A 22,991-nucleotide genomic window follows, 5' to 3' on the forward strand; every position below is an offset into this window, starting at 1 on the left:
TAAAAATGATATAATAGAACAAGATATCTGTAAAGAGAGGTTGAGTATGAAACGATATTTTTATCTCCTGTTAGTATTATTTTCTTGCCTTTGTTTTGGTCGGGTTGTCTCGGCTGTTGACTATGATATTGAATCCTATCAAGGCGATCTGGCCTTGCGTGAGGATAATACAGCCACCTACACAGAGAAAGTAACCTACAAGTTTAATGACGACTATAATGGTCAGATTGTTTCGTTAGGATCGGCTGGGAAAATGCCCAATGGCTTTGCCATTGATGGGAATCCGACGGTCTCGGTTCTGACGAATGGTGAGCCAGATATGGACATTAACCCCCAAGTCAGAGACTTGGGAGATGGCTATGAGGTCAAAATCTATAATTCAGGAAATGATGGTGACAGAGTTGTTGTCACTGTAACCTGGCAGCTGAGAAATCTCCTTTTTCTTCACAAGGATATTGCTGAGCTCAACTGGACTCCTATCAGTGACTGGGACCAGGGGATAGGAGAGGTCGTCTTGACAGTTTCTGGCTTGAGCAATCCAGATAAGAGCGAGCTTTTTGCTCATAGTGGCTACTTTGGAACCCAGCCTTTCGTGGATAAGGATGGCACCGACTATCTGGTCAAACTCAATGGAATTGGCTCGGGCGATAATGTCGAGCTTCACGGCTATTGGGATCGACAAGCGGTCTCTCTTGTGTCCCAGAATGAAGATGAGAGCGACTACTTGCCAACCTTTAAAGCTCAAGAAGAAAAGATTGCCCGCAAGACGGTCTTTTACCGGCAGCTAGGAGAAATTTATATACCCTTGCTGCTCCTATGTGCCATCCTTGTAGCGGCTATTCTTTATTTTGTCTTTATTCAGAAGATCAAGCCTAAGCAGTCTTATCCCAAGAATGCCCGTCTATATGAGGCGCCTCAGGACTTGGCTCCTCTTGTCTTGGCGGAAAATATTTACGCGGTAGACATGGAGGATGTCGACCCAACAAGGGGCGGCAAGGCAGCGCTGAACTTTGAAAATATGGTTCAGGCGACTTTGTTAGACTTGCTGGATAGGGGAAATCTCCTCCTGCAGGGAGATGCTGAAAATCCTGTTCTGCAAATAGCAACTTATGATGGGTTGGCAGACTTTGAGAGACGTTTTCTAGGCATGGCTTTTAACAAGCAATCCCAGGCTAGGGTGAAAGATCTCTTTTCAGCCTATCAAATTTCAGAAGATATTTATAAGCACAAGTCTTCTGCGGATGAGTCCTATATCCGAAACATTGGTAGTAATATCAAGTCCTTATTTACTAACAGTTTGCGCTCCTTATCTAAAGAAGTGCGATCTGAAGGCAAGCGTTTGGGTCTCTTTGGTCACTACCGGCCTCTTAAAGTTCAGGAAAAGAGATTGCTGATTACTGCCATCGTTCTAGCTAGTGCTGTTTTACTATTTTCTCTTGGATTTTTATTTGTCTATTCGGCCGCTTTTGGAGGCTTTATCTGGATATATATTCCCTTAGCACTGATGGGGCTTGTTTTGATTCTCATTTTTGCTAGTAAGGCACAGCTTTATTGGCGAGATGGCGTCCTGAATGACGAAGGCGCGCACGACTTCTATCTGTGGCGAAGTTTTTCCAATATGCTGCGAGATATTGCTCATCTGGACAATACAGAAATCGAAGGTATTATCCTCTGGAACCGCCTCTTGGTCTATGCGACCCTCTTTGGCTATGCAGATCGTGTCAGCCGTGTCATGGCTCTGCGTCAGATTCACTTGGAAAATCCATCTATGGACAGCTATGTTCAGGCTAACTTGCACTATGCCTTCTATAGCAGTATGCACAGTTTCTCAAACTACGGCCATGTAGCCACCACAGCCAGCAATTTCTCTGTCTCATCTGGCGGAAGTTCAGGTGGTGGGTTCTCCGGCGGCGGAGGCGGCGGAGGCGGTGGAGCTTTCTAATAGACAAGCTCTCTGCTAGCAAGAAAAGTTATCGTACTGGCTTTTCCTAGCCTTGAAATTGTGATATAATAAGACCTAATACTCTTTGGGAATTTAACTGTGACTTTCCTTGAGTAAACCCTTGTTTCAGGAGTATTCTATGTTTATCATTGAAATTTTCATCTCTATTATTTACGGAATCATCGAAGGAATCACAGAATGGCTGCCGATTTCCAGTACAGGGCATCTGATTTTGATTCAAGATTTTATCCAGTATAAAAATCAAAGTCCAGCCTTTATGGAAATGTTTAATGTCGTTATCCAGCTGGGAGCAATTTTGGCGGTTGTCGTCATCTATTTTGACAAACTCAATCCTTTTAAATCAGGCAAGTCAGCACGTCAGGTTCAAAAGACCTGGCAGCTTTGGGCCAAGGTGGTCGTGGCAGCCTTGCCGGCTGCTGTTATCGGTTTATTCTTGGATGATTGGTTTGAAGCACATTTCTACAATCTGGTCTCTGTGTCAGTGATGTTGATTGTTTATGGCGCAGCTTTTATCTATCTGGAAAGGCGCGAGCATGAGGAGCCTGCTGTGACGGATTTAGCCTATTTGCCTTACAAGACTGCCTTGCAGATTGGTCTCTTTCAGGTTCTAGCTCTCTTTCCTGGGACTAGCCGTTCTGGTGCCACCATTGTCGGCGGTCTCTTGAATGGTGTCAGTCGTTCTGTCGTGACAGAGTTCACTTTCTATCTGGGGATTCCCATTATGTTTGGCGCTAGTGGCTGGAAAATTCTTAAGTTCATCAAGAATGGGAACAGTTTGGGATTTGGGCAAATCTTCTTGCTCTTAGTTGCCATGGGAGTGGCCTTCGGTGTCAGTCTAGTCGTGATTCGTTTCCTGACAGACTACGTCAAAAAGCATGACTTTACGGCTTTTGGGAAATATCGGATCGGCCTAGGCGGCGTGCTTCTGGCTTATGCAGCAATCAAAGCCTTGATGGGATAAAAAAGGCAATTTTAATGTTTCCCTGACTATCTCATGCAGTGAAATAAGAAGCTCTCGGAATTTTCTGAGAGTTTTTTTCTTGCAACCTCCATTTTCAGAGCTATACTAGCTATTTTTTGAAATACGGGGGATTTTTTAGTATAATAGTAGGACTAGAAGTGTATGAGGTAGAGATATGGAAATGAAACAGATTAGTGATTCGACCATAAAAATCACGATTCAGCTGGAAGATTTGGAAGAGCGCGGCATGGAAATGGCCGATTTCTTGGTTCCCCAAGAAAAGACGGAAGAGTTTTTCTATACCATCTTAGATGAGTTGGAAATGCCGGATAATTTTTTGGACAGCGGTATGCTGAGCTTTCGAGTGACGCCTAAACCAGATAAGGTGGATGTGTTTGTTACCAAGTCTAAGTTGGATAAGAATCTGAGTTTTGAGGATTTGGCAGATCTGCCAGACATGGATGAGCTGTCTCATATGTCTCCGGATGAATTCCTCAAGACACTGGAAAAGAGCATTTTTGAAAAGAGCAAGGAAGACATAGAAGCAGTCCAATCTTTGGAAACAGCCGAAGCAGAGGAAAGGGAGCAGCTTTCTCAGGAGCCGGTGGATGAGCAGTCGGCAGAAAATGCAGAGCGTTACATTTACTACATCCTGCGATTTGAAGATATTAAGGCTGCTGCGGCCTTTGCCCAGACGGTGGACTATAAGATTGACTTATCAGAGCTTTATAAGTATGATTCAGCTTATTATTTGACGATTTTGGTAGACGTTGAGGGCTTCCCAGAGCGCTATCCAGCTTGGCTTTTGGCTAAGATGCGTGAATTTGCAGATGATTCAGATATCACTCGGGCGGTGCTGCAGGAGCACGGTCATCTGCTTTTGGTGACAGATGCGGTCTCTGGCCTGCAGAAGGTTGAATGCCTATGATTACTTTTCCTTTAAAGTTTATCTTGGTATTGCTGGGAACTTTTTTTATCGGGGTGATTCTGACACCCTTGGTTCGGCTCTTAGCCTTTAAGATTGGTGCGGTAGATTATCCCAATGCTCGCCGCATCAATAAAAAGCCCATGCCTAGCAGTGGGGGGCTGGCGATTGTAGCGGCCTTTTCTATCTCTACTCTGCTCTTGATGCCGCAGATTGTTGCTGTAGATTTTTTTGGACAGACCTATTTTGATTATGTTTGGCCGGTCGTTCTAGGTGGTTTGATTATTGCCTTTACAGGGCTGGTTGATGATATCAAAGAACTGTCGCCTTTGCTGAAAATGGGTGGGATTGTTCTAGCAGCCAGTCTAATCTGGTGGCTGACAGATTTCCGATTGGATGATTTTAAGATTCCTTTTGGCGGACCTTTCCTGCATTTTGAGCCTTGGCTGTCCTATATTTTGACAGTGGTGTGGATTATTTCTATCACCAATGCGGTTAATTTGATTGACGGTTTAGATGGTCTGGTGAGTGGAGTGTCCATCATCTCCTTGGTGACGATGGGGATTGTTTCTTACTTCTTTTTGCCCCAGCACAATCTCTTTCTGACCCTGACTATTTTCGTCTTGGTCTTGTCAATTGCGGGTTTTTTCCCTTATAATTACCACCCAGCTATCATCTATCTTGGTGATACGGGGGCTCTCTTCATCGGCTTTATGATTGCTGTCTTGTCCTTGCAAGGATTGAAAAATGCGACGGCTGTTGCGGTGGTGACTCCTATGATTATCCTAGGAGTGCCGATTACGGATACTTTTCTGGCGATTATCCGCCGTACCCTGTCTGGTCAGAAATTCTATACGCCTGACAAGCACCATCTCCACCATAGGCTCTTGTCCTTGGGATTGACTCACCGAGGAACAGTGCTGGTTATCTATGGGATTTCGCTGGTCTTTGCCATGATTTCTCTCTTGTTGAATGTTTCCAGTCGAATTGGTGGCGTGCTCTTGATGATTGGCTTACTTCTGGGTGTTGAGCTCTTTGCTGAGCTGGTCGGAGTTTTGGGGCCTAATCGTACTCCTTTGCTCAATATTCTTCGCTTTATTGGCAACTCCTCCTACCGAGAGGAAGTTCGGCAGAAATGGCGTCAAAAGCGGAATAAATAAGAATAGCTCTAAACAAAATAAAAGCCTTTTGGGCTTTTTTTTGGTATACTAAAGTGTGTAAATTAGCTAAGCAAAGAAAGGAAAAAGAAATGTCTGTCTTAGAAATCAAAGATCTTCATGTTGAAATTGAAGGGAAAAAAATTCTCAAAGGGGTGAATCTCACTCTGAAAACGGGAGAGGTTGCAGCTATTATGGGCCCGAATGGAACAGGGAAGTCCACCTTGTCTGCAGCCATCATGGGCAATCCTAACTACGAAGTGACTCAAGGAGAAGTGCTTTTTGATGGAGTCAATATCTTAGAATTGGAAGTGGATGAGCGTGCTCGCATGGGGCTCTTTCTGGCTATGCAGTACCCTAGTGAAATTCCTGGTATTACTAATGCAGAGTTTCTACGTGCAGCTATGAATGCTGGCAAAGAAGACGAGGAAAAAATCTCTGTCCGCGACTTTATCATGAAGCTGGATGAAAAGATGGAACTGCTCAACATGAAAGAAGAAATGGCTGAGCGCTACCTTAATGAAGGTTTCTCCGGTGGTGAAAAGAAGCGCAATGAAATCCTGCAGTTGCTCATGCTTGAGCCAACTTTTGCCCTCTTGGATGAGATTGACTCAGGTCTGGATATCGATGCTCTTAAGGTTGTGTCCAAAGGGGTTAATGCTATGCGCGGTGAAGGCTTTGGTGCTATGATTATCACCCACTACCAACGCCTGCTCAACTATATCACTCCAGATGTGGTTCATGTCATGATGGATGGTAAAGTCGTTCTTTCTGGCGGTCCAGAATTGGCAGTCCGCTTGGAGAAAGAAGGCTATGCTAAATTGGCTGAAGAGTTGGGCTTCACCTATACCGAAGAAGCCTAGTCAAACATTCTTTTGACTTTGATAAAAGATAGGAGAATGACATGACTAAAGAATTGATTCAAGAATTTTCACAGCTACATGCAGAGCCGGATTGGCTCTTTCAACTGCGCCAGCAGGCCTTTGATAAAATTGACCAGTTAGAATTGCCGCGTATTGAGCGGGTTAAATTTCATCGCTGGAATCTGGGCGACGGCCGTATTTCAGAGAGTGAGCCATTGACAAGTGTTCCAGACTTTACAGCTCTGGAAGACAATCTCAAGCTTGTCCAAGTGGGAACTCAGACTGTTCTAGAGCAATTGCCAGCTGATTTGGCAGCGCAAGGTGTGATTTTCACAGATTTCCACTCTGCATTGGAAGAGATTCCAGAGCATGTAGAGAAGCATTTTATGTCTGCAGTCAAGTATGACGAGGACAAATTGGCGGCTTACCACACTGCCTATTTCAACAGCGGTGCAGTTCTTTATGTGCCGGACAATGTTGAGATTGACCAGCCGATTGAAGGAATTTTTTATCAGGACAGCGAAAGCGATGTTCCTTTTAACAAGCATATTTTGATTATCGCAGGCAAGCATTCCAAGGTTAACTACTTGGAACGCTTGGAAACTTATGGTGAGGGCTCTGTTCCAGTAACAGCCAATATCACTGTCGAAGTTATTGCTCAAGCTGGTGCTCAGATTAAGTTTTCGGCTATTGACCGCTTGGGCGAAAATGTAACGGCTTATATCAGCCGTCGCGGTAAGCTGGACAATGATGCCATGATTGACTGGGCTATCGGCGTTATGAACGAAGGCAATGTCGTGGCTGACTTTGATAGCGACCTCTATGGCAAGGGCAGTCATGCGGATATGAAGGTGGTGGCTCTCTCCAGCGGAAAGCAGGTTCAGGGAATTGATACCCGAGTGACCAACTATGGCTGCAACTCTATCGGAAATATCCTGCAGCACGGGGTTATCCTGGAAAAAGGAACCTTGACCTTCAATGGTATCGGCCATATTATCAAAGGGGCTAAGGGAGCAGATGCCCAGCAGGAAAGCCGGGTTCTCATGCTGTCTGATCAGGCTCGCTCAGATGCTAATCCAATCCTCTTGATTGATGAGAATGATGTGACAGCTGGTCACGCGGCTTCTATCGGTCAGGTGGATCCGGAGGATATGTATTACCTCATGAGTCGGGGACTTGATAAGGCGACGGCTGAACGCTTGGTCGTGCGCGGTTTCTTAGGCTCAGTGATTGTAGAAATCCCTGTTAAGGAAGTCCGTGATGAAATGATTGAGAATATCGATATTATTCTCGCAAAAAGATAAAAAGTTGGGCCTTGTCCCCTGTAAGTAGATAGGAGTCTTCATGTCTGGATTTAATGCAGAAGCAATCAAGCAAGATTTTCCCATTTTGGACCAAATTGTCAATGATGAGCCTTTGGTTTATTTGGACAATGCGGCGACAACTCAGAAACCAAAGCAGGTGCTGGCGGCTATCGAAGACTACTATCTTAGAGACAATGCCAACGTCCATCGCGGTGTGCATACGCTAGCCGAGCGAGCGACAGCAGCCTATGAAGCAGCCAGAGAAAGAGTCCGTTCTTTTATCAATGCGGCTTCTAGCAGAGAAGTTCTCTTTACACGAGGAACCACGACGGGGCTTAACTGGGTGGCTCAGTTTGCGGCTGAAAGGCTGCAGTCTGGTGACGAAGTGATGATTTCTATCATGGAGCACCATTCCAATGTCATTCCTTGGCAGGAAGTTTGTAGGAAGACCGGAGCTAAGCTAGTCTATGTCTATCTCAAGGACGGTGCTTTGGATATGGATGATTTCCGTGCCAAGCTCAGTGAGCGAACCAAGTTTGTCTCTCTGGCTCATGCTTCCAATGTCCTCGGTGTCATCAATCCCATCAAGGAGATTGCCCAGCTGGTCCATCAACAAGGAGCGCTTTTGGTGGTGGACGGGGCCCAGTCCATTCCACACATGAAGATTGATGTGCAGGATTTGGATGTGGACTTTTTCGCCTTTTCGGGACATAAGATGGCCGGACCTACCGGTATCGGCGTTCTCTATGGTAAGGAAGAATTGCTAGAGCAGATGTCGCCAGTTGAGTTCGGCGGCGAAATGATTGATTTTGTCTATGAGCAGGAAGCGACCTGGAAGGAATTGCCTTGGAAGTTTGAGGCTGGCACTCCGAATATGGCAGGAGCAATCGGTCTTGCGGCAGCCATTGATTATTTGGAAGACTTGGGTATGGATGCCATTGCCCAGCATGAGCAGGACCTGATTGCCTACGTATTTCCTAAGCTTCAGGCAGTGGAAGGCTTGACCATTTATGGCTCTCAGGATTTGGCCCAGCGTTCGGGCGTGATTGCCTTTAACTTGGATGGTCTCCATCCGCATGATGTCGCGACGGCTCTAGACTACGAAGGAGTAGCTGTTCGGGCGGGTCACCATTGTGCCCAGCCTTTGCTTACCTATCTACAGGTGCCAGCGACTGTTCGGGCTAGCTTTTATATCTACAATACCTATGCAGATTGTGACAAGCTGGTAGATGCTTTAGAAAAGACAAAGGAGTTTTTCAATGGCGCTTTCTAAGTTAGACAGTCTTTACAAGGCGGTTGTGACCGATCACTCGGCTCACCCCCATCATCAGGGGAAACTGGAAGATGTGGAGCAGGTAGTCCTCAATAACCCGACCTGTGGCGATGTTATCAGCCTGTCTGTCAATTTTAATGCTGAAAATCAGATTGAGGATATTGCCTTTGTGAATTCCGGATGTACCATCTCAACGGCTTCGGCCAGCATGATGACGGATGCGGTTCTAGGTAAGACAAAAGAGCAGGCCCTGGAATTGGCAGAAGTTTTCTCACAGATGGTTCAGGGTCAAGAAGATAGTCGCCAGAAAGAATTGGGAGATGGAGCCTTTTTAGCAGGTGTTGCCAAATTCCCGCAGCGAATTAAGTGTGCGACCTTGGGTTGGAATGCCCTCAAGCGAGCAATTGAAGAAGATAAAAAGTAAGAATGTGAAAGGAAATTATGTCAGAAGAAAGAGTAGAACCAAAACCGATTGATCTCGGTGAATACAAGTTTGGTTTCCATGACGATGTTGAACCTGTCCTCTCAACAGGGAAAGGGCTGAATGAAGCGGTCATTCGTGAGCTTTCTGCAGCCAAGGATGAACCAGAATGGATGCTGGATTTCCGCCTCAAATCCTACGAGGCTTTCAAAAAGATGCCGATGCAGACTTGGGGGCCGGATTTGTCGGAAATTAATTTTGATGACTTGATTTATTACCAAAAGGCCTCTGATAAGCCTGCTAGAAGCTGGGATGAAGTGCCTGAGAAGATTAAGGAAACCTTTGAGAAAATTGGGATTCCAGAAGCGGAGCGGGCCTACCTGGCTGGTGCGGCTGCCCAGTATGAGTCAGAAGTGGTCTACCACAATATGAAGGAAGAGTTCCAAAAGCTAGGAATCGTCTTTACGGATACCGACTCAGCCCTTAAGGAATACCCAGAGCTCTTCAAACAGTATTTTGCTAAGCTGGTTCCTCCGACAGATAACAAGCTAGCAGCTCTTAACTCCGCCGTCTGGTCTGGTGGTACCTTCATCTATGTGCCAAAAGGTGTCAAGGTAGATGTTCCCTTGCAGACTTATTTCCGGATTAACAATGAAAATTCTGGTCAGTTTGAGCGGACTTTGATCATCGTCGATGAGGGCGCTAGCGTCCATTATGTTGAAGGATGTACAGCTCCGACTTATTCCAGCAATAGCTTGCATGCTGCGATTGTTGAAATTTTTGCCCTTGATGGTGCCTATATGCGCTACACCACTATTCAAAACTGGTCCGATAATGTCTACAACCTCGTGACCAAGCGGGCGCGGGCCATGAAAGATGCGACGGTTGAGTGGATTGACGGGAACCTTGGTGCAAAAACAACTATGAAGTATCCGTCTGTCTATCTGGACGGACCTGGAGCGCGTGGAACCATGCTTTCTATTGCCTTTGCCAATACCAATCAGCACCAAGATACAGGTGCTAAGATGATTCACAATGCTCCTCATACCAGCTCATCTATCGTGTCTAAGTCTATTGCTAAGGGCGGTGGTAAGGTGGATTACCGCGGTCAAGTGACCTTTGGAAAGAATTCACAGAAATCCGTCAGCCATATTGAGTGCGATACGATTATCATGGACGATATTTCAGCGTCAGATACCATTCCCTTTAATGAAATTCATAACTCTCAGGTGGCTCTGGAGCATGAGGCTAAGGTTTCTAAGATTTCAGAAGAACAACTCTACTATCTCATGAGCCGTGGCTTGTCCGAATCCGAAGCCACCGAAATGATTGTCATGGGCTTTGTCGAACCTTTCACCAAAGAACTGCCTATGGAGTATGCTGTTGAGCTTAACCGCTTGATCAGCTACGAAATGGAAGGATCAGTTGGGTAAAGCTTCGTCTAAGCGAAATTTTGAATCACTGCTTGAAGACACGCATTGTGAGTTAATATTCAAAGATGTTTGCTAGCTCTAGTCCAACATTTAGAAAACATACAAAACAACCGCGAATCATTTGATTCGCGGCTTTTCTTTATAATTTCTCGTTGACATAGCGGACAAAGTCATTCCACCAGACCTTGAAGAAGATACTTTTTTCCACCTCTTGGCCTGCGATCATTGTGACAGAGGGTGCTTTATTTTCCAGATAGCCTTGGCCGATCGGTTCAGGGTCGGTATAGGTCAAGGTGCCAAGCTCAGTATTTTTTTTCAGCGGAGCTTGAAAGCCTTTTTCGTTGGTAGAAAATTCCACCTTGTGCTCAGCCTGATTGGCAATGCGCTCAATGATGGTAAAATCTTTGCTTGCAACAGCTGGCACGGTCTTTTGCTTGCCGTCAATAACGGTTGAATGGCTTTTATTGTAGGCTTCCCCCTCAGCCACAATGGTCGTCTGGGTGAAGTTTTGCGAAACATAGTTCATCAAAGATGCTGTGGCTACAAAGCGTGCGTAGGGGTCGCCGTCAGTTTGATCAACGTTTAGCACGACTGTAATCATGCGGATACCATTTTCAGTAGTCGTCGCAACAAAGGAAGAGCCTCCCTTATCTGAACTGCCGGCTTTGAGTCCGTCTACACCTGAGCGGAAGTTGGACTGGTTTTCCAGCATGAAGTTATAGTTTTCAAGACTTGTCCCTGCAAATTTGGCTGTGGACTTGGAAGTGATGTCTGTCACTTGAGGGAAGTCCATAATCAGATGTCGGCTGATAACAGCCAAGTCGTAGGCGCTGAATTTGTTTTCAGTGTCCTTGCTTTTTTTAGATGTGCTAGCTGAGGCACTATACTCTGTTTCTTCAGTTGCATATTCCAGAAGAAGAGTATTGAGCCCTGTGGAGTTCACAATAGTAGCATCTGTGATTCCCCATTCTTTGAGCTTGGCCTTCATCATTTGGACGAAATTTTCTTCGCTGCCCCCAACCTTCTCAGCCAAGGCAATCGTGGCACTGTTGGAGCTGGACATCAAGGAAGCGGCAATCAAGTCCTTGACTTTGTAACGTTTGGCTTCCAAAGGGACATTGCTGATATTTGGATTAGATGTCAGATTGTAAGCATAGTCTGAAATGTCAACATAAGTATCGGCAGTCAGGTCTCCTCTGTCAATGGCTTCATAGACCAGATAGATGGTCAAAAGATTGGTGATGGAGCCGACTTCAATTGGAGTATTAGCATCTTTTTCGTAGAGAATCTTTCCAGAAGTAGCATCCACAGCCATTGCACTTTTAGCAGCAATGTTGTAATCATCTGCTGCAACCTTGCTGGCGGTCATTCCGACCAAAACTAGTAAACATAGGAATAATCGTTTCATTTCTTTCCCCTAAAACAAGATATAACCATTGTATCATAAAAAGCTCTTTTCTTTCACAAATGAAGGATAATAAAAATATTACAGAATAGATGTAAAAAGGCGCCAATATTGCCTTCGAACGCATTTTTATAAAGTTTAGCATAGAAAAATATGACAATAATTAAAAAATATTTGAAAAAACACAGTTTATAGGGTTGAAAAATAGAAAATTATTACTTTTTTACATAAAGCGTTTGCTTTTTCAAAAAAATATTGTATAATAATACAATATACTGAATTGAGAAGGAGAATGCTCATGAAAAAATCTAAATGGTTGGCCATTACTGGACTGACAGTCGTGTCAACACTAATCTTAGCTGCTTGTGGAAGCTCTAGTGCCAGTAATACCTATTCTTATGTCTATTTGAGTGATCCTGATACTTTGGACTATGTCAATTCAAATCGAGCTACTACGTCCGATGTTATTACAAACTTGGTGGACGGCCTTTTAGAAAATGATAAATACGGCAATTTGGTTCCATCTATTGCGGAAGACTGGACTGTTTCAAAGGATGGTTTGACCTATACCTATAAGCTTCGTAAAGATGCTAAGTGGTACACATCAGATGGTGAAGAATATGCAGAGGTTAAAGCACAAGACTTTGTAGCAGGTTTGAAGCACGCGGCAGATGAAAATTCTGAAGCTCTTCCTATCGTCCAAAGCTCTATCAAAGGCTTGGATGCCTATGTCAAAGGAGAGTCTAAAGACTTCTCAACAGTTGGAGTAAAAGCAGTTGATGACCACACGGTCGAATACACGCTCAACCAGCCAGAAAGCTACTGGAACTCTAAGACGACCATGGGGATTCTGTTCCCCATCAATGAGGATTTCTTGAAGTCACAAGGCAAAGATTTTGGTACCGTAAAACCTTCTTCCATTCTTTATAACGGACCTTATGTTCTGAAAGCATTCACTTCTAAGTCTGTCATTGAATATGCTAAAAACCAGAACTACTGGGATAAGGACAATGTCAAGGTTGAAAATATAAAACTGACTTATTTTGATGGTTCGGATCAGGAATCCTTGATCCGCAACTTCTCAGACGGGGCTTATTCTCAAGCACGGCTTTACCCTACGAGCTCTAACTATGCTTCTGTAGAAAAGCAGTACAAAGACAATATTATTTACACACCACAGAATTCAACTAGTTTCTATTTTGCTTTCAATCTGAATCGTAAGACTTATAATCATTCGTCTAAGACATCAGATGCTCAAAAGGCATCAACTACAGCTGCTATTCAAAATAAAGACTTCCGTCAGGCGATTAACTTTGCCTTTGACCGGACATCTTTTGGAGCTCAGATGAATGGTAAAGATGGAGCGACTAAACTCATCCGTAGCTTGCTTGTTCCTCCTAGCTTTGTGCAGGTGGACGGTAAGGACTTCTCTGATGTAGTAGAGAGCCAACTTTCATCTTATGGAGATGAGTGGAATGGCATTAAGCTGGCGGATGCTCAGGATAGTATCTACAATGCTGATAAAGCCAAGGCGGAATTTGCCAAGGCAAAAGAAACCTTGCAAGCTGAAGGTGTAGAATTCCCAATCCATATTGACGTCCCTGTCGATCAGTCTGACAAGGTTTTGGTACAACGGACGAACTCCTTCAAACAGTCTGTCGAATCAGCGCTTGGCCAAGAAAATGTCGTTATTGATGTTCAGCAAATGTCAACAGATGACTTTGATAATTCTGCCTACTTTGCAGAAACAGCAGCTCAGAAAGACTACGATCTCAACGTGTCTGGCTGGTCAGCAGACTACCAAGATCCATCAACTTATCTGAATATCTTTAACCCTGAAACAGGTGATGCTGCAGATAATATTGGTATAGAAAAAGGGAAAAATGCTGATGTGGCAAATAAGGTTGGCTTGAATGAATACAAGGCTTTGCTGGATGAAGCTGATCAAGAAAAACAAGATACAGATGCTCGTTACACCAAGTACGCAGCAGCTCAGGCTTGGTTGACGGATAGCTCCATTGTTATTCCTAGTGTTTCTGGTGGTGGTTCACCAGTCGTTCAGAAGGTTGTGCCATTTACCAAGTCTTACTCTTATGTCGGAATTAAAGGAGATGCCTATGTCTTTAAGAACATGGAGCTCCAAAATGATATTGTTACAGCTAAAGACTATGAAGCGGCTCTTAAGAAATGGGAAAAAGAAAAGGAAGCATCCAATAAAAAAGCCCAAGAAGACTTAGAAAAACACATTAAATAAGGTTCTGAACCGCGAATTTTTGATTCTTTATAAACAGTTTGGAATCAAAAGTTTGTGAATACGATAAAGCGAGACTGAGACATTTTGTCCCAGTCTCTTTTTTTATATGACTCTCTATTGCATTGAAGCGTTTACATCCTGTCGCAGAAGTGCTATAATGAAAGTAATCTTAATGAAAACTGGAGGAAGTTTATGAAAACATCTAAGTTAGCTGCAGCTGCTGGGCTTGTCATTCTCTCTGCAGGAATTCTGGCTGCCTGTTCGTTTGGTGGCTCCAATTCATCTGGGAAAAACTATAGCTATGTTTATACCGCAGATCCAGATACGCTGGATTACACAGTGTCCAATAAACGGGCAACCAATGAGATAATGGCTAATGTAGTAGATGGTTTGCTGGAAAGCGATAAGTATGGTAACTTAGTGCCTTCTCTAGCGGAAGATTGGACCGTTTCAAAAGATGGTCTGACCTATACTTATAAGCTTCGTGAGGGAGTGAAATGGTATACTTCTGATGGTGAAGAGTATGCAGATGTGACTGCTAAGGACTTTGTGACCAGTCTGAAGCATGCTGCAGACAGCAAGTCTGATGGTCTCTATATCGTTCAAAAATCCATTAAAGGCTTGGACGACTATGTTAATGGTAAAATAACTGACTTCTCCCAAGTTGGTGTTAAGGCGGTGGATGATTCTACTGTTCAATACACTTTGAATCAGCCAGAAAGTTTCTGGAATTCTAAGACAACCATGGGGATTCTTTTCCCAATCAATGAAGAATTTCTGAAATCAAAGGGTGACAAATTTGCTCAGGGGACAGATCCAACCAGTGTTCTCTATAACGGTCCGTTTATCTTGAAATCTATCACCTCGAAATCTCAAATTAGCTTAGAGAAGAATCCGAACTATTGGGATAAGGAAAAGGTGAAAATTGATACTGTCAAATTCTCTTACTATGATGGTCAAGATACAGAATCTCTGGTGCGTGGCTTCTCTGACGGCAATTATACCATCGCTCGTCTTTTCCCAAATAGCTCCAACTTTGCCAGTGTGAAGAAACAGTATGGCGACAATATCGTCTACACGCCTCAAGGCTCAGGAACCTTCTTTGTTACAACTAATATTGATCGTCAGTCTTACGAGCATACTTCTAAGACAACGGATGCACAGAAATCTTCCACTAAGAAAGCACTGCTCAATAAAGATTTTCGTCAGGCTTTGCTTTTTGCCTTTGACCGGACTGCCTATTCTGCACAAACCAATGGCGAAGAAGCAGCAGACAAGCAGCTTCGTAATACCTTTGTTCCGCCAACCTTTGTTCAAGCTAATGGTAAAGAGTTCGGCAGCATTGTAGAAGAAAATCTGGCTAGCTACGGTGATGAGTGGAAAGGAGTCAAATTAGACGACGCTCAGGATGGCTTTTATAATCCAGAAAAAGCCAAGGCAGAATTTGCCAAAGCTAAGGAAGCGCTGCAGGCAGAAGGAGTGGAATTCCCTATTCATCTGGATATTCCGGTTAGCTCAGCAGATACCAATGGCGTTAAGAGTGTTCAGTCACTGAAACAGTCTATTGAATCCAATCTTGGATCTGACAACGTAGTGATTGATATTCAGCAGATGACAGATGATGAGTTGAATAACATCACCTACTTTGCGAATTCTGCATCTCAAGAAGATTGGGACTTGAATAATAATCTCGGCTGGAGCCCAGATTATAACGATCCATCTTCTTATCTGGAAATCACTGACTCTAAGACTGGTGAGAATGTTGACGGCTACTTTGGTTTTGACCCTGGAACAGATAATGCAGCAGCTAAAGAGGCCGGCTTTGAAGAGTATGACAAACTCTTGGAAGACGCTGCTTCAGAAAACGAGGATATTAACAAACGTTACGAAAAATATGCAGCAGCTCAGGCTTGGTTGACAGACAGTGCCCTGTTGATGCCGGCATGGTCATCTGGTGCAACACCAAGTGTCCGTAAGGTTGTTCCATTCTCAGGACCATTTGCTTGGACTGGAAACAAGGGTGAATACAGCTTTAAATATGTTGAAATCCAAGATAAACCAATAACGACTAAAGAATATGAAAAAGCACGTGAAAAATGGGCCAAAGAAAAGGAAGAATCCAACAAAAAAGCTCAAAAAGAACTCGCAGAACATATCAAATAAAGCAAGAAAATCCCATTGTAGCTACAGTGGGATTTTTGATGATTTTGAAGACGAAATGGACGAGATTGAGCTTGTCTGGTCCTAGATAATCAACATCCGAGAAAACCAATTGCATAAACATCTTAGGGTGTTAGTGAGCTAACTTAATATTCTGAAAATTTATTTTACTTTTAGTACTATCTATGCTATAATCTTAATTAAATCTAAAAATCTAAAAGATGGAGAAACCCATATGAAACAAAGCAAAGTCCTTGCATTAGCAGGAGTTACTCTTCTTGCAGCTGGCTTTCTTGCGGCTTGCTCAGGCTCCAAGCCAAACACAAAGTCAGGCAGCTCAGACTCTTCAAACACCTTTAATTATATCTACGAGACAGATCCTGAAAACTTGAACTATCTCACTTCAAGTAAGGCTGCTACAACAGATTTGACAGCCAATGTCATTGACGGTCTTTTAGAAAACGACCAATATGGAAACTTGGTTCCTTCAATGGCAGAGGAATGGACTGTATCACCAGATGGAAAAACTTATACTTATAAGCTTCGCAAAGATGCTAAGTGGTATACTTCTGAAGGTGAAGAGTATGCAGATGTGACAGCAGAAGACTTTGTTACAGGTCTTAAGTATGCAGCAGACAATAAATCTGAAACAATCTACTTGGTTCAGGATTCTGTCAAAGGGCTTAAGGACTATATTTCTGGGAAGATTGATTTCTCAGAAGTAGGGATTAAAGCAGTTGATGATCATACTGTTGAGTATACTCTTAATGAGCCAGAAAGCTTCTGGAACTCTAAGACGACAATGGGAATTCTATACCCAGTAAACAAAGACTTTTTGAAAAACCAAGGTGATAAGTTCGCTCAAGCAACTGATCCAACAAGCTTGCTTTATAACGGACCTTTCTTGCTCAAATCATTGACTTCAAAATCTGAAATTCAATTTGAGAAGAATCCTAACTATTGGGACAAAGAAAATGTTCACGTAGATGCAGTTAAACTCTCTTTCTATGATGGACAAGATCAAGGGAAACTAGCTGATCAGTTCAGCCAAGGCGCATTGACAACAGCCAGACTTTTCCCAACTAGTGCGACTTATGAAAAGGTTGAAAAAGACTTTAAAGATAATATCGTCTATACGCCTCAAGATGCCTCAACTTTCTTAGTAGGTACTAACATTGATCGCCAGTCTTATAATCATACGGCTAAGACATCAGAAGTTCAAAAGACTTCAACTAAGAAAGCCTTGCTTAACAAGGACTTCCGTCAGGCTTTGACCTTTGCCTTCAATCGTGAGTCCTATGCATCTCAGATTAATGGTAAGGACGGAGCAGACAAACTTCTTCGTAACCTTTACATCCCACCTACATTTGTGCAGGCTGGTGACAAGTCCTTCGGTGACTTAGTTAAGGAAAAAGTAGTAACTTATGGCGACGAATGGAAAGACGTTGACTTCTCAGATGGTCAAGATGGTCTCTATAACGAGAACAAAGCAAAGGCTGAATTCGCTAAAGCAAAAGAAGCTTTGAAAGCTGATGGAGTGGAATTCCCAATTCATCTGGACATTCCGGTTGATCAAACAGCTACTTCTAAAGTACAGCGCGTTCAATCCCTCAAGCAATCCATTGAGAAGACTTTGGGAACAGATAATGTTGTGATTGATGTTCACCAATTGTCTAAGGATGAAGTGACTAACATTACCTTGTTTGCTCCTTCTGCTGCTGAAGAGGACTGGGATATTTCAGATAATGTCGGCTGGTCTCCGGACTATCAAGATCCATCTACCTATCTTGATGTTATCAAACCTGGTGGTGAAAACACCAAGACCTTCTTAGGATTTGATGGCACAGATAATGCCGCAGCGAAACAAGTTGGTTTGGATGAATATACCAAGCTGGTTGACGAAGCTGGTGCAGAAAAGCAAGATTTGAACAAGCGTTATGAAAAATATGCGGCTGCTCAGGCTTGGCTGACTGATAGTGCTTTGTTGATTCCGGTAACTTCTAGAACAGGTCGTCCAACCTTGACTAAGGTAGTGCCTTTCTCAGCACCGTTTGCTTGGTCTGGTGCTAAGGCGCGTGAAGCAGCAAGTTATAAATACATGAAATTGCAGGATGAGCCTGTAACGACAAAAGATTATAATAGCGCTCAGGAAAAATGGAATAAAGAACGTGCGGAATCTAATAAAAAAGCTCAAGAAGAATTAGCAGACCACGTGAAATAAGCTTGCTAAGAGAACTTTCTCTAATAGAGGAGAAAGTTCTTTTGGAATTTAAAGGAAACGATAAATGAAAAAATATATTTTTATGCGTATCTTACGCTCAATTGTGTCGATTTTCTTGGTGACGACCCTGACTTATGCCATTATCTATACTATGGTGCCAAGAAGGTTGATTTTCAAGCAGGATCCTAACTATAATAAGATAGCGACCAATAAAGATAAAAAGACTAACTATGAAAACACTATCTTTGAGCGGATGGGCTACATTGACTATTATGATACAAAGGAACTGCAGGAGAAAGCCAGCAAGGAAGATTCTTCTGTTACCACAGAAGCTACAGAAGCAAACGAGAAGATTTATCAGAAGTATGTTGATAAACTTGGTAATGGCTGGAAATTGCAGAAGTTCCCACTGAGCGGAGAATTCTACGCTGTACGTGAAGTACCTGTGTATGAACGTGTCTTTGAGTTCTATGCTAATTTGATTCAAATTGACCATCCAAATGTTATCCAAGATGAGGAAAATCCAAACCTAGAGCGTTATATCCGGTTTGAAAATGATCCTTCTGTTGGCTGGTCTCTTGTGGGTTCAGGTACCAAGCATAAGTATCTGCTTTATTTTAATGGTCAGTTTCCATTTGTCCACCAGAACTTTATTACCTTTAATTTAGGGAATTCTTATCCAACCTATGCCAATATCCCTGTTCTGCAGGTTATTACGCAGGGACAAGGACAAACTAAGTCTTCTGAAGTTCAATTCCCAACAGGTAAAAAGACATCGTCTGTAAATATCTATTCTCGTACCTATAAGACGCCAAGCAAAGCCGATTCACAGGACATTGCTAAGTTTGGTAAGGGAGATGCCTATACAGCGACTCAAAGCAACTATCAAAATCCGTCCATGATTACCAGCTCAGCAATTATTGGTTTAATTGGTGTGGCTCTGTCTTATCTGATTGCTATTCCACTCGGATCCTACATGGCTCGACTCAAGAATACATGGTTTGATAGCATTTCTACAGCGGGCTTGACCTTTATGATGTCACTGCCAACCATCGCATTGGTCTACATCGTTCGTTTGGCGGGGTCTGCTGTTGGTCTTCCAGACTCCTTTCCAATCTTGGGAGCAGGAGATTGGCGTTCTTATGTCCTTCCAGCTGTTATTTTAGGGCTTTTGAGTGCTCCTTGGACAGCTGTTTGGATTCGTCGTTATATGATTGACCTGCAGTCTCAGGACTTTGTCCGCTTTGCACGTGCTAAGGGTCTCTCTGAAAAAGAAATTTCTAACAAGCACATCTTTAAAAACGCTATGGTGCCGCTGGTATCTAGTATCCCAGCTTCTATCGTTGGTGTTATTGCAGGTGCGACTCTGACAGAAACTGTCTTTGCCTTTCCTGGTATGGGTAAGATGCTGATTGATTCTGTTAAAGCATCCAATAACTCTATGGTTGTTGGTCTTGTATTCATCTTCACATGTCTGTCTATCTTTGCTCTCTTGCTGGGTGACATTCTGATGACTGTACTGGACCCACGTATTAAGTTAACATCTAAAGGAGGTAAATAATGGCTACAATTGATAAAAGCAAATTCCAATTTGTCAAACGTGACGATTTTGCCTCTGAAACGATTGATGCTCCAGCCTATTCTTACTGGAAATCAGTCATGCGTCAATTTCTGAAAAAGAAATCAACCATTACCATGCTGGGGATTCTGATTGCCATTATTCTCATGAGCTTCATTTATCCTATGTTTTCAAACTTCGACTTTAATGACGTGAGTAAGGTAAATGACTTTAGCATGCGTTACATAAAACCAAGTGGTCAATACTGGTTTGGAACGGATAGTAATGGTAAGTCTCTCTTTGACGGTGTTTGGTTTGGTGCCCGTAACTCTATTCTCATTTCGATTATTGCGACGGTTATTAATCTGGCTATCGGAGTTATCATTGGCGGTATCTGGGGAATTTCCAAAACAGTTGACCGTGTCATGATGGAAATCTACAATATCATTTCAAATATCCCAGCCCTCTTGATTGTTATTGTCTTGACCTACTCTATCGGTGCTGGTTTCTGGAATTTGATTTTTGCCATGACGATTACTGGTTGGGTCGGTATTGCCTACACCATCCGTGTGCAGATTATGCGCTATCGGGATTTGGAGTACAACCTTGCCTCTCGTACCCTTGGTACACCAACTCTCAAGATTGTAACAAAGAACATTATGCCTCAGTTGGTATCTGTTATCGTGACTACCACTTCACAGATGCTGCCAAGCTTTATCTCTTACGAAGCCTTTCTGTCCTTCTTTGGATTAGGTCTTCCTGTAACAGTGCCAAGTTTGGGACGCTTGATTTCAGATTATTCACAAAACGTGACGACAAATGCCTACCTCTTTTGGATTCCACTCACAACTCTGATTTTGGTATCCCTTACCTTCTTCGTAGTTGGTCAAAACTTAGCTGACGCCAGCGATCCACGTACACATAGATAGGAGTAAATATGACAAAGAATGAAAATGTAATATTGACTGCTCGCGATATTGTCGTGGAATTCGATGTTCGCGATCGTGTCTTAACCGCCATTCGCGGAGTCTCTCTGGACTTGATTGAAGGCGAAGTTCTGGCTATTGTTGGTGAATCAGGCTCAGGAAAGTCTGTCTTGACAAAGACCTTTACGGGTATGTTAGAAGAAAATGGCCGTGTAGCTCAAGGAACCATTGACTACCGTGGCAAAGATTTGACAACTCTTCGTAGTAATAAAGATTGGGAACCGATTCGCGGTGCAAAAATTGCGACTATCTTCCAAGATCCGATGACGAGCTTGGATCCCATTAATACCATTGGAAGCCAGATTACAGAAGTCATTATCAAGCACCAAGGAAAATCAGCTAAAGAAGCTAAGAAAATGGCCATCGATTATATGAGCAAGGTCGGAATTCCAGATGCGGAAAAACGTTTCGAAGAATATCCTTTCCAATACTCAGGTGGTATGCGTCAGCGGATTGTTATTGCTATTGCCTTAGCTTGCCGTCCTGATATTCTTATCTGTGATGAGCCGACAACAGCCCTCGATGTAACGATTCAAGCGCAGATTATTGACTTGCTCAAATCATTGCAGCAAGAATATCATTTCACAACCATCTTTATTACGCACGACCTTGGTGTTGTGGCTAGTATTGCAGATAAGGTTGCGGTTATGTATGCCGGTGAAATTGTAGAATACGGCACAGTTGAAGAAATCTTCTATGAGCCAAAACATCCTTATACATGGAGCTTGCTATCCAGCTTGCCTCAGTTGGCAGATGCAAATGGTGCGCTTTACTCGATTCCTGGTACTCCGCCGTCACTTTATTCACCAATCAAAGGGGATGCCTTTGCATTGCGTTCTGACTATGCCATGTCAATTGACTTTGAAGAAGAAGCACCAGCTTTCAATGTGTCAGATACTCATTGGGCTAAGACTTGGCTGCTGCACGAAGATGCACCTAAGGTTGATAAACCAGAGATCATCGAAAACCTGCATGAAAAAATTCGTTCAAAAATGGGCTTCAATCAATTAGAAGCTTAGGAGGAAGGAAATGACTGAAAAATTAGTTGAAATTAAAGATTTAGAAATTTCCTTCGGTGAAGGAAGTAAGAAATTTGTGGCAGTTAAAAATGCAAATTTCTTCATCAACAAGGGGGAAACTTTCTCTCTTGTAGGGGAATCAGGCTCTGGTAAGACTACTATTGGTCGAGCTATTATCGGTCTTAATGATACCAGTGCAGGCGATATCTTCTACGAAGGCAAAAAGATTAATGGTAAAAAGTCAAAAGCAGAAGAAGCAGACTTGATTCGCAAGATTCAGATGATTTTCCAAGACCCAGCAGCTAGCCTGAATGAACGTGCAACGGTTGACTATATCATATCTGAGGGGCTCTATAATTACCATTTGTTTGATAGCGAAGAAGATCGTCAAAGAAAAGTCAAAGATATCATCAATGAAGTTGGTTTGTTGGCTGAACATTTAACTCGCTATCCTCACGAATTCTCTGGTGGACAGCGTCAACGGATCGGGATTGCTCGTGCATTGGTCATGCAACCAGACTTCGTGATTGCTGATGAGCCAATCTCTGCTTTGGACGTATCAGTCCGAGCTCAGGTCTTGAATCTTTTGAAAAAATTTCAAAAAGAGTTGGGTTTGACCTACCTGTTTATTGCCCATGACCTTTCGGTAGTTCGTTTTATTTCTGATCGTATCGCCGTGATTTACAAAGGTGTCATTGTAGAGGTGGCAGAGACAGAGGAGCTGTTCAACCATCCTGTCCATCCTTACACACAATCCCTGCTCTCAGCTGTTCCAATTCCAGATCCAATCTTGGAGCGTAAAAAAGTGTTGAAGGTCTATGATCCTGAACAGCACGATTATTCTGTTGATAAACCAGAAATGGCAGAGATTCGTCCAGGACACTATGTCTGGGCCAATAAAGCTGAACTCGAAAAGTATAAACAAGAACAAGAATAGAAAAAATGTCCGCAAGGGCATTTTTTACGCCTTTAAAAAGATAGAATGTAGGTCAATTTACCATCCTCAAAGGTATGTAAAACTATTCACCAATTTAAAAATAATAATTTTTTAATTTTTTTCAAAAAAGGTATTGACAGTTGGGTGGTAT

17 protein-coding genes are annotated in these 22,991 nt (G+C 43.1%); 16 read left to right on the forward strand and 1 reads right to left on the reverse strand.

Features of this window, described 5'->3' with window-relative positions:
• The first annotated feature begins 46 nt into the window (after nt 1-46).
• The 9 genes from O3620_RS09260 to sufB all read left to right on the forward strand — a co-directional run bounded on the left by O3620_RS09260 (nt 47) and on the right by sufB (nt 10,300).
• A complete protein-coding gene (locus tag O3620_RS09260) occupies nt 47-1,942 on the forward strand; it encodes a DUF2207 domain-containing protein (RefSeq protein ID WP_002920159.1) in 1,896 nt (631 codons plus the stop codon).
• Between the two features lie 139 nt (nt 1,943-2,081).
• Entirely contained in the window at nt 2,082-2,924 is an 843-nt protein-coding gene (locus tag O3620_RS09265; RefSeq protein WP_002920157.1) for an undecaprenyl-diphosphate phosphatase, read from the forward strand.
• A gap of 175 nt (nt 2,925-3,099) precedes the next feature.
• Nucleotides 3,100-3,852 (forward strand): adaptor protein MecA, encoded by a 753-nt coding sequence (mecA, locus tag O3620_RS09270; protein WP_002920156.1) that lies wholly within the window; start codon nt 3,100-3,102, stop codon nt 3,850-3,852.
• Entirely contained in the window at nt 3,843-5,009 is a 1,167-nt protein-coding gene (locus O3620_RS09275) for a glycosyltransferase family 4 protein (protein WP_002920155.1), read from the forward strand. The genes mecA and O3620_RS09275 overlap by 10 nt, the downstream gene beginning before the upstream one ends.
• An 89-nt stretch (nt 5,010-5,098) precedes the next feature.
• Nucleotides 5,099-5,869, forward strand: a complete 771-nt coding sequence (sufC, locus tag O3620_RS09280; RefSeq protein WP_002893635.1) for a Fe-S cluster assembly ATPase SufC — start codon at nt 5,099-5,101, stop codon at nt 5,867-5,869.
• A gap of 41 nt (nt 5,870-5,910) precedes the next feature.
• Nucleotides 5,911-7,173, forward strand: coding sequence for a Fe-S cluster assembly protein SufD (gene sufD, locus O3620_RS09285; protein ID WP_002920154.1), 1,263 nt, complete (start codon nt 5,911-5,913; stop codon nt 7,171-7,173).
• A gap of 40 nt (nt 7,174-7,213) precedes the next feature.
• Nucleotides 7,214-8,446 carry a cysteine desulfurase gene (locus O3620_RS09290; protein ID WP_371601671.1) on the forward strand — a complete coding sequence of 411 codons (1,233 nt, stop codon included), beginning with the start codon at nt 7,214-7,216 and terminating at the stop codon, nt 8,444-8,446.
• Complete coding sequence (gene sufU, locus O3620_RS09295; protein WP_002920150.1) at nt 8,433-8,870, forward strand: Fe-S cluster assembly sulfur transfer protein SufU; 438 nt, start codon at nt 8,433-8,435, stop codon at nt 8,868-8,870. The genes O3620_RS09290 and sufU overlap by 14 nt, the downstream gene beginning before the upstream one ends.
• A gap of 17 nt (nt 8,871-8,887) precedes the next feature.
• Nucleotides 8,888-10,300 (forward strand): Fe-S cluster assembly protein SufB, encoded by a 1,413-nt coding sequence (sufB, locus tag O3620_RS09300; protein WP_002893631.1) that lies wholly within the window; start codon nt 8,888-8,890, stop codon nt 10,298-10,300.
• Between the two features lie 139 nt (nt 10,301-10,439).
• Here the strand turns inward: sufB and pbp3 are convergent, their stop codons facing one another.
• Nucleotides 10,440-11,708 (reverse strand): D-alanyl-D-alanine carboxypeptidase PBP3, encoded by a 1,269-nt coding sequence (pbp3, locus tag O3620_RS09305; RefSeq protein WP_371601672.1) that lies wholly within the window; start codon nt 11,706-11,708, stop codon nt 10,440-10,442.
• Between the two features lie 295 nt (nt 11,709-12,003).
• Here pbp3 and O3620_RS09310 point away from each other — a divergent pair, with 295 nt between their 5' ends.
• The 7 genes from O3620_RS09310 to O3620_RS09340 all read left to right on the forward strand — a co-directional run bounded on the left by O3620_RS09310 (nt 12,004) and on the right by O3620_RS09340 (nt 22,840).
• Nucleotides 12,004-13,959, forward strand: coding sequence for a peptide ABC transporter substrate-binding protein (locus O3620_RS09310; protein WP_023917177.1), 1,956 nt, complete (start codon nt 12,004-12,006; stop codon nt 13,957-13,959).
• A gap of 192 nt (nt 13,960-14,151) precedes the next feature.
• Nucleotides 14,152-16,122: a peptide ABC transporter substrate-binding protein gene (locus O3620_RS09315; RefSeq protein WP_023917175.1), complete on the forward strand. Its 1,971-nt coding sequence runs from the start codon at nt 14,152-14,154 to the stop codon at nt 16,120-16,122.
• Between the two features lie 232 nt (nt 16,123-16,354).
• A complete protein-coding gene (locus O3620_RS09320) occupies nt 16,355-18,340 on the forward strand; it encodes a peptide ABC transporter substrate-binding protein (RefSeq protein WP_023917173.1) in 1,986 nt (661 codons plus the stop codon).
• A gap of 64 nt (nt 18,341-18,404) precedes the next feature.
• The gene (locus tag O3620_RS09325; protein ID WP_004192144.1) at nt 18,405-19,901 is read left to right on the forward strand and encodes an ABC transporter permease; all 1,497 of its coding nucleotides are present in this window, start codon (nt 18,405-18,407) and stop codon (nt 19,899-19,901) included.
• Nucleotides 19,901-20,827 (forward strand): oligopeptide ABC transporter permease OppC, encoded by a 927-nt coding sequence (gene oppC, locus O3620_RS09330; RefSeq protein WP_002908085.1) that lies wholly within the window; start codon nt 19,901-19,903, stop codon nt 20,825-20,827. Before O3620_RS09325 ends, oppC begins: the two co-directional genes overlap by 1 nt.
• An 8-nt stretch (nt 20,828-20,835) precedes the next feature.
• Complete coding sequence (locus tag O3620_RS09335) at nt 20,836-21,903, forward strand: ABC transporter ATP-binding protein (RefSeq protein WP_002893620.1); 1,068 nt, start codon at nt 20,836-20,838, stop codon at nt 21,901-21,903.
• 10 nt (nt 21,904-21,913) lie between these two features.
• Entirely contained in the window at nt 21,914-22,840 is a 927-nt protein-coding gene (locus O3620_RS09340) for an ATP-binding cassette domain-containing protein (protein WP_004192139.1), read from the forward strand.
• Nucleotides 22,841-22,991: the final 151 nt, after the last annotated feature.

It is taken from the genome of Streptococcus sp. 27098_8_134, assembly GCF_041431675.1.
GTDB lineage: Bacteria > Bacillota > Bacilli > Lactobacillales > Streptococcaceae > Streptococcus > Streptococcus sanguinis_R.

Bases quoted from the DNA above. Each gene is read 5' to 3' on its own strand.
- O3620_RS09260 (WP_002920159.1), top strand. From the start codon at position 47: ATGAAACGATATTTTTATCTCCTGTTAGTATTATTTTCTTGCCTTTGT.
- sufU (WP_002920150.1), top strand. From the start codon at position 8,433: ATGGCGCTTTCTAAGTTAGACAGTCTTTACAAGGCGGTTGTGACCGAT.
- mecA (WP_002920156.1), top strand. From the start codon at position 3,100: ATGGAAATGAAACAGATTAGTGATTCGACCATAAAAATCACGATTCAG.
- O3620_RS09275 (WP_002920155.1), top strand. From the start codon at position 3,843: ATGCCTATGATTACTTTTCCTTTAAAGTTTATCTTGGTATTGCTGGGA.
- sufD (WP_002920154.1), top strand. From the start codon at position 5,911: ATGACTAAAGAATTGATTCAAGAATTTTCACAGCTACATGCAGAGCCG.
- O3620_RS09335 (WP_002893620.1), top strand. From the start codon at position 20,836: ATGACAAAGAATGAAAATGTAATATTGACTGCTCGCGATATTGTCGTG.
- sufB (WP_002893631.1), top strand. From the start codon at position 8,888: ATGTCAGAAGAAAGAGTAGAACCAAAACCGATTGATCTCGGTGAATAC.
- O3620_RS09325 (WP_004192144.1), top strand. From the start codon at position 18,405: ATGAAAAAATATATTTTTATGCGTATCTTACGCTCAATTGTGTCGATT.
- pbp3 (WP_371601672.1), bottom strand. From the start codon at position 11,708: ATGAAACGATTATTCCTATGTTTACTAGTTTTGGTCGGAATGACCGCC.
- O3620_RS09320 (WP_023917173.1), top strand. From the start codon at position 16,355: ATGAAACAAAGCAAAGTCCTTGCATTAGCAGGAGTTACTCTTCTTGCA.
- O3620_RS09265 (WP_002920157.1), top strand. From the start codon at position 2,082: ATGTTTATCATTGAAATTTTCATCTCTATTATTTACGGAATCATCGAA.
- O3620_RS09290 (WP_371601671.1), top strand. From the start codon at position 7,214: ATGTCTGGATTTAATGCAGAAGCAATCAAGCAAGATTTTCCCATTTTG.
- O3620_RS09340 (WP_004192139.1), top strand. From the start codon at position 21,914: ATGACTGAAAAATTAGTTGAAATTAAAGATTTAGAAATTTCCTTCGGT.
- O3620_RS09310 (WP_023917177.1), top strand. From the start codon at position 12,004: ATGAAAAAATCTAAATGGTTGGCCATTACTGGACTGACAGTCGTGTCA.
- sufC (WP_002893635.1), top strand. From the start codon at position 5,099: ATGTCTGTCTTAGAAATCAAAGATCTTCATGTTGAAATTGAAGGGAAA.
- O3620_RS09315 (WP_023917175.1), top strand. From the start codon at position 14,152: ATGAAAACATCTAAGTTAGCTGCAGCTGCTGGGCTTGTCATTCTCTCT.
- oppC (WP_002908085.1), top strand. From the start codon at position 19,901: ATGGCTACAATTGATAAAAGCAAATTCCAATTTGTCAAACGTGACGAT.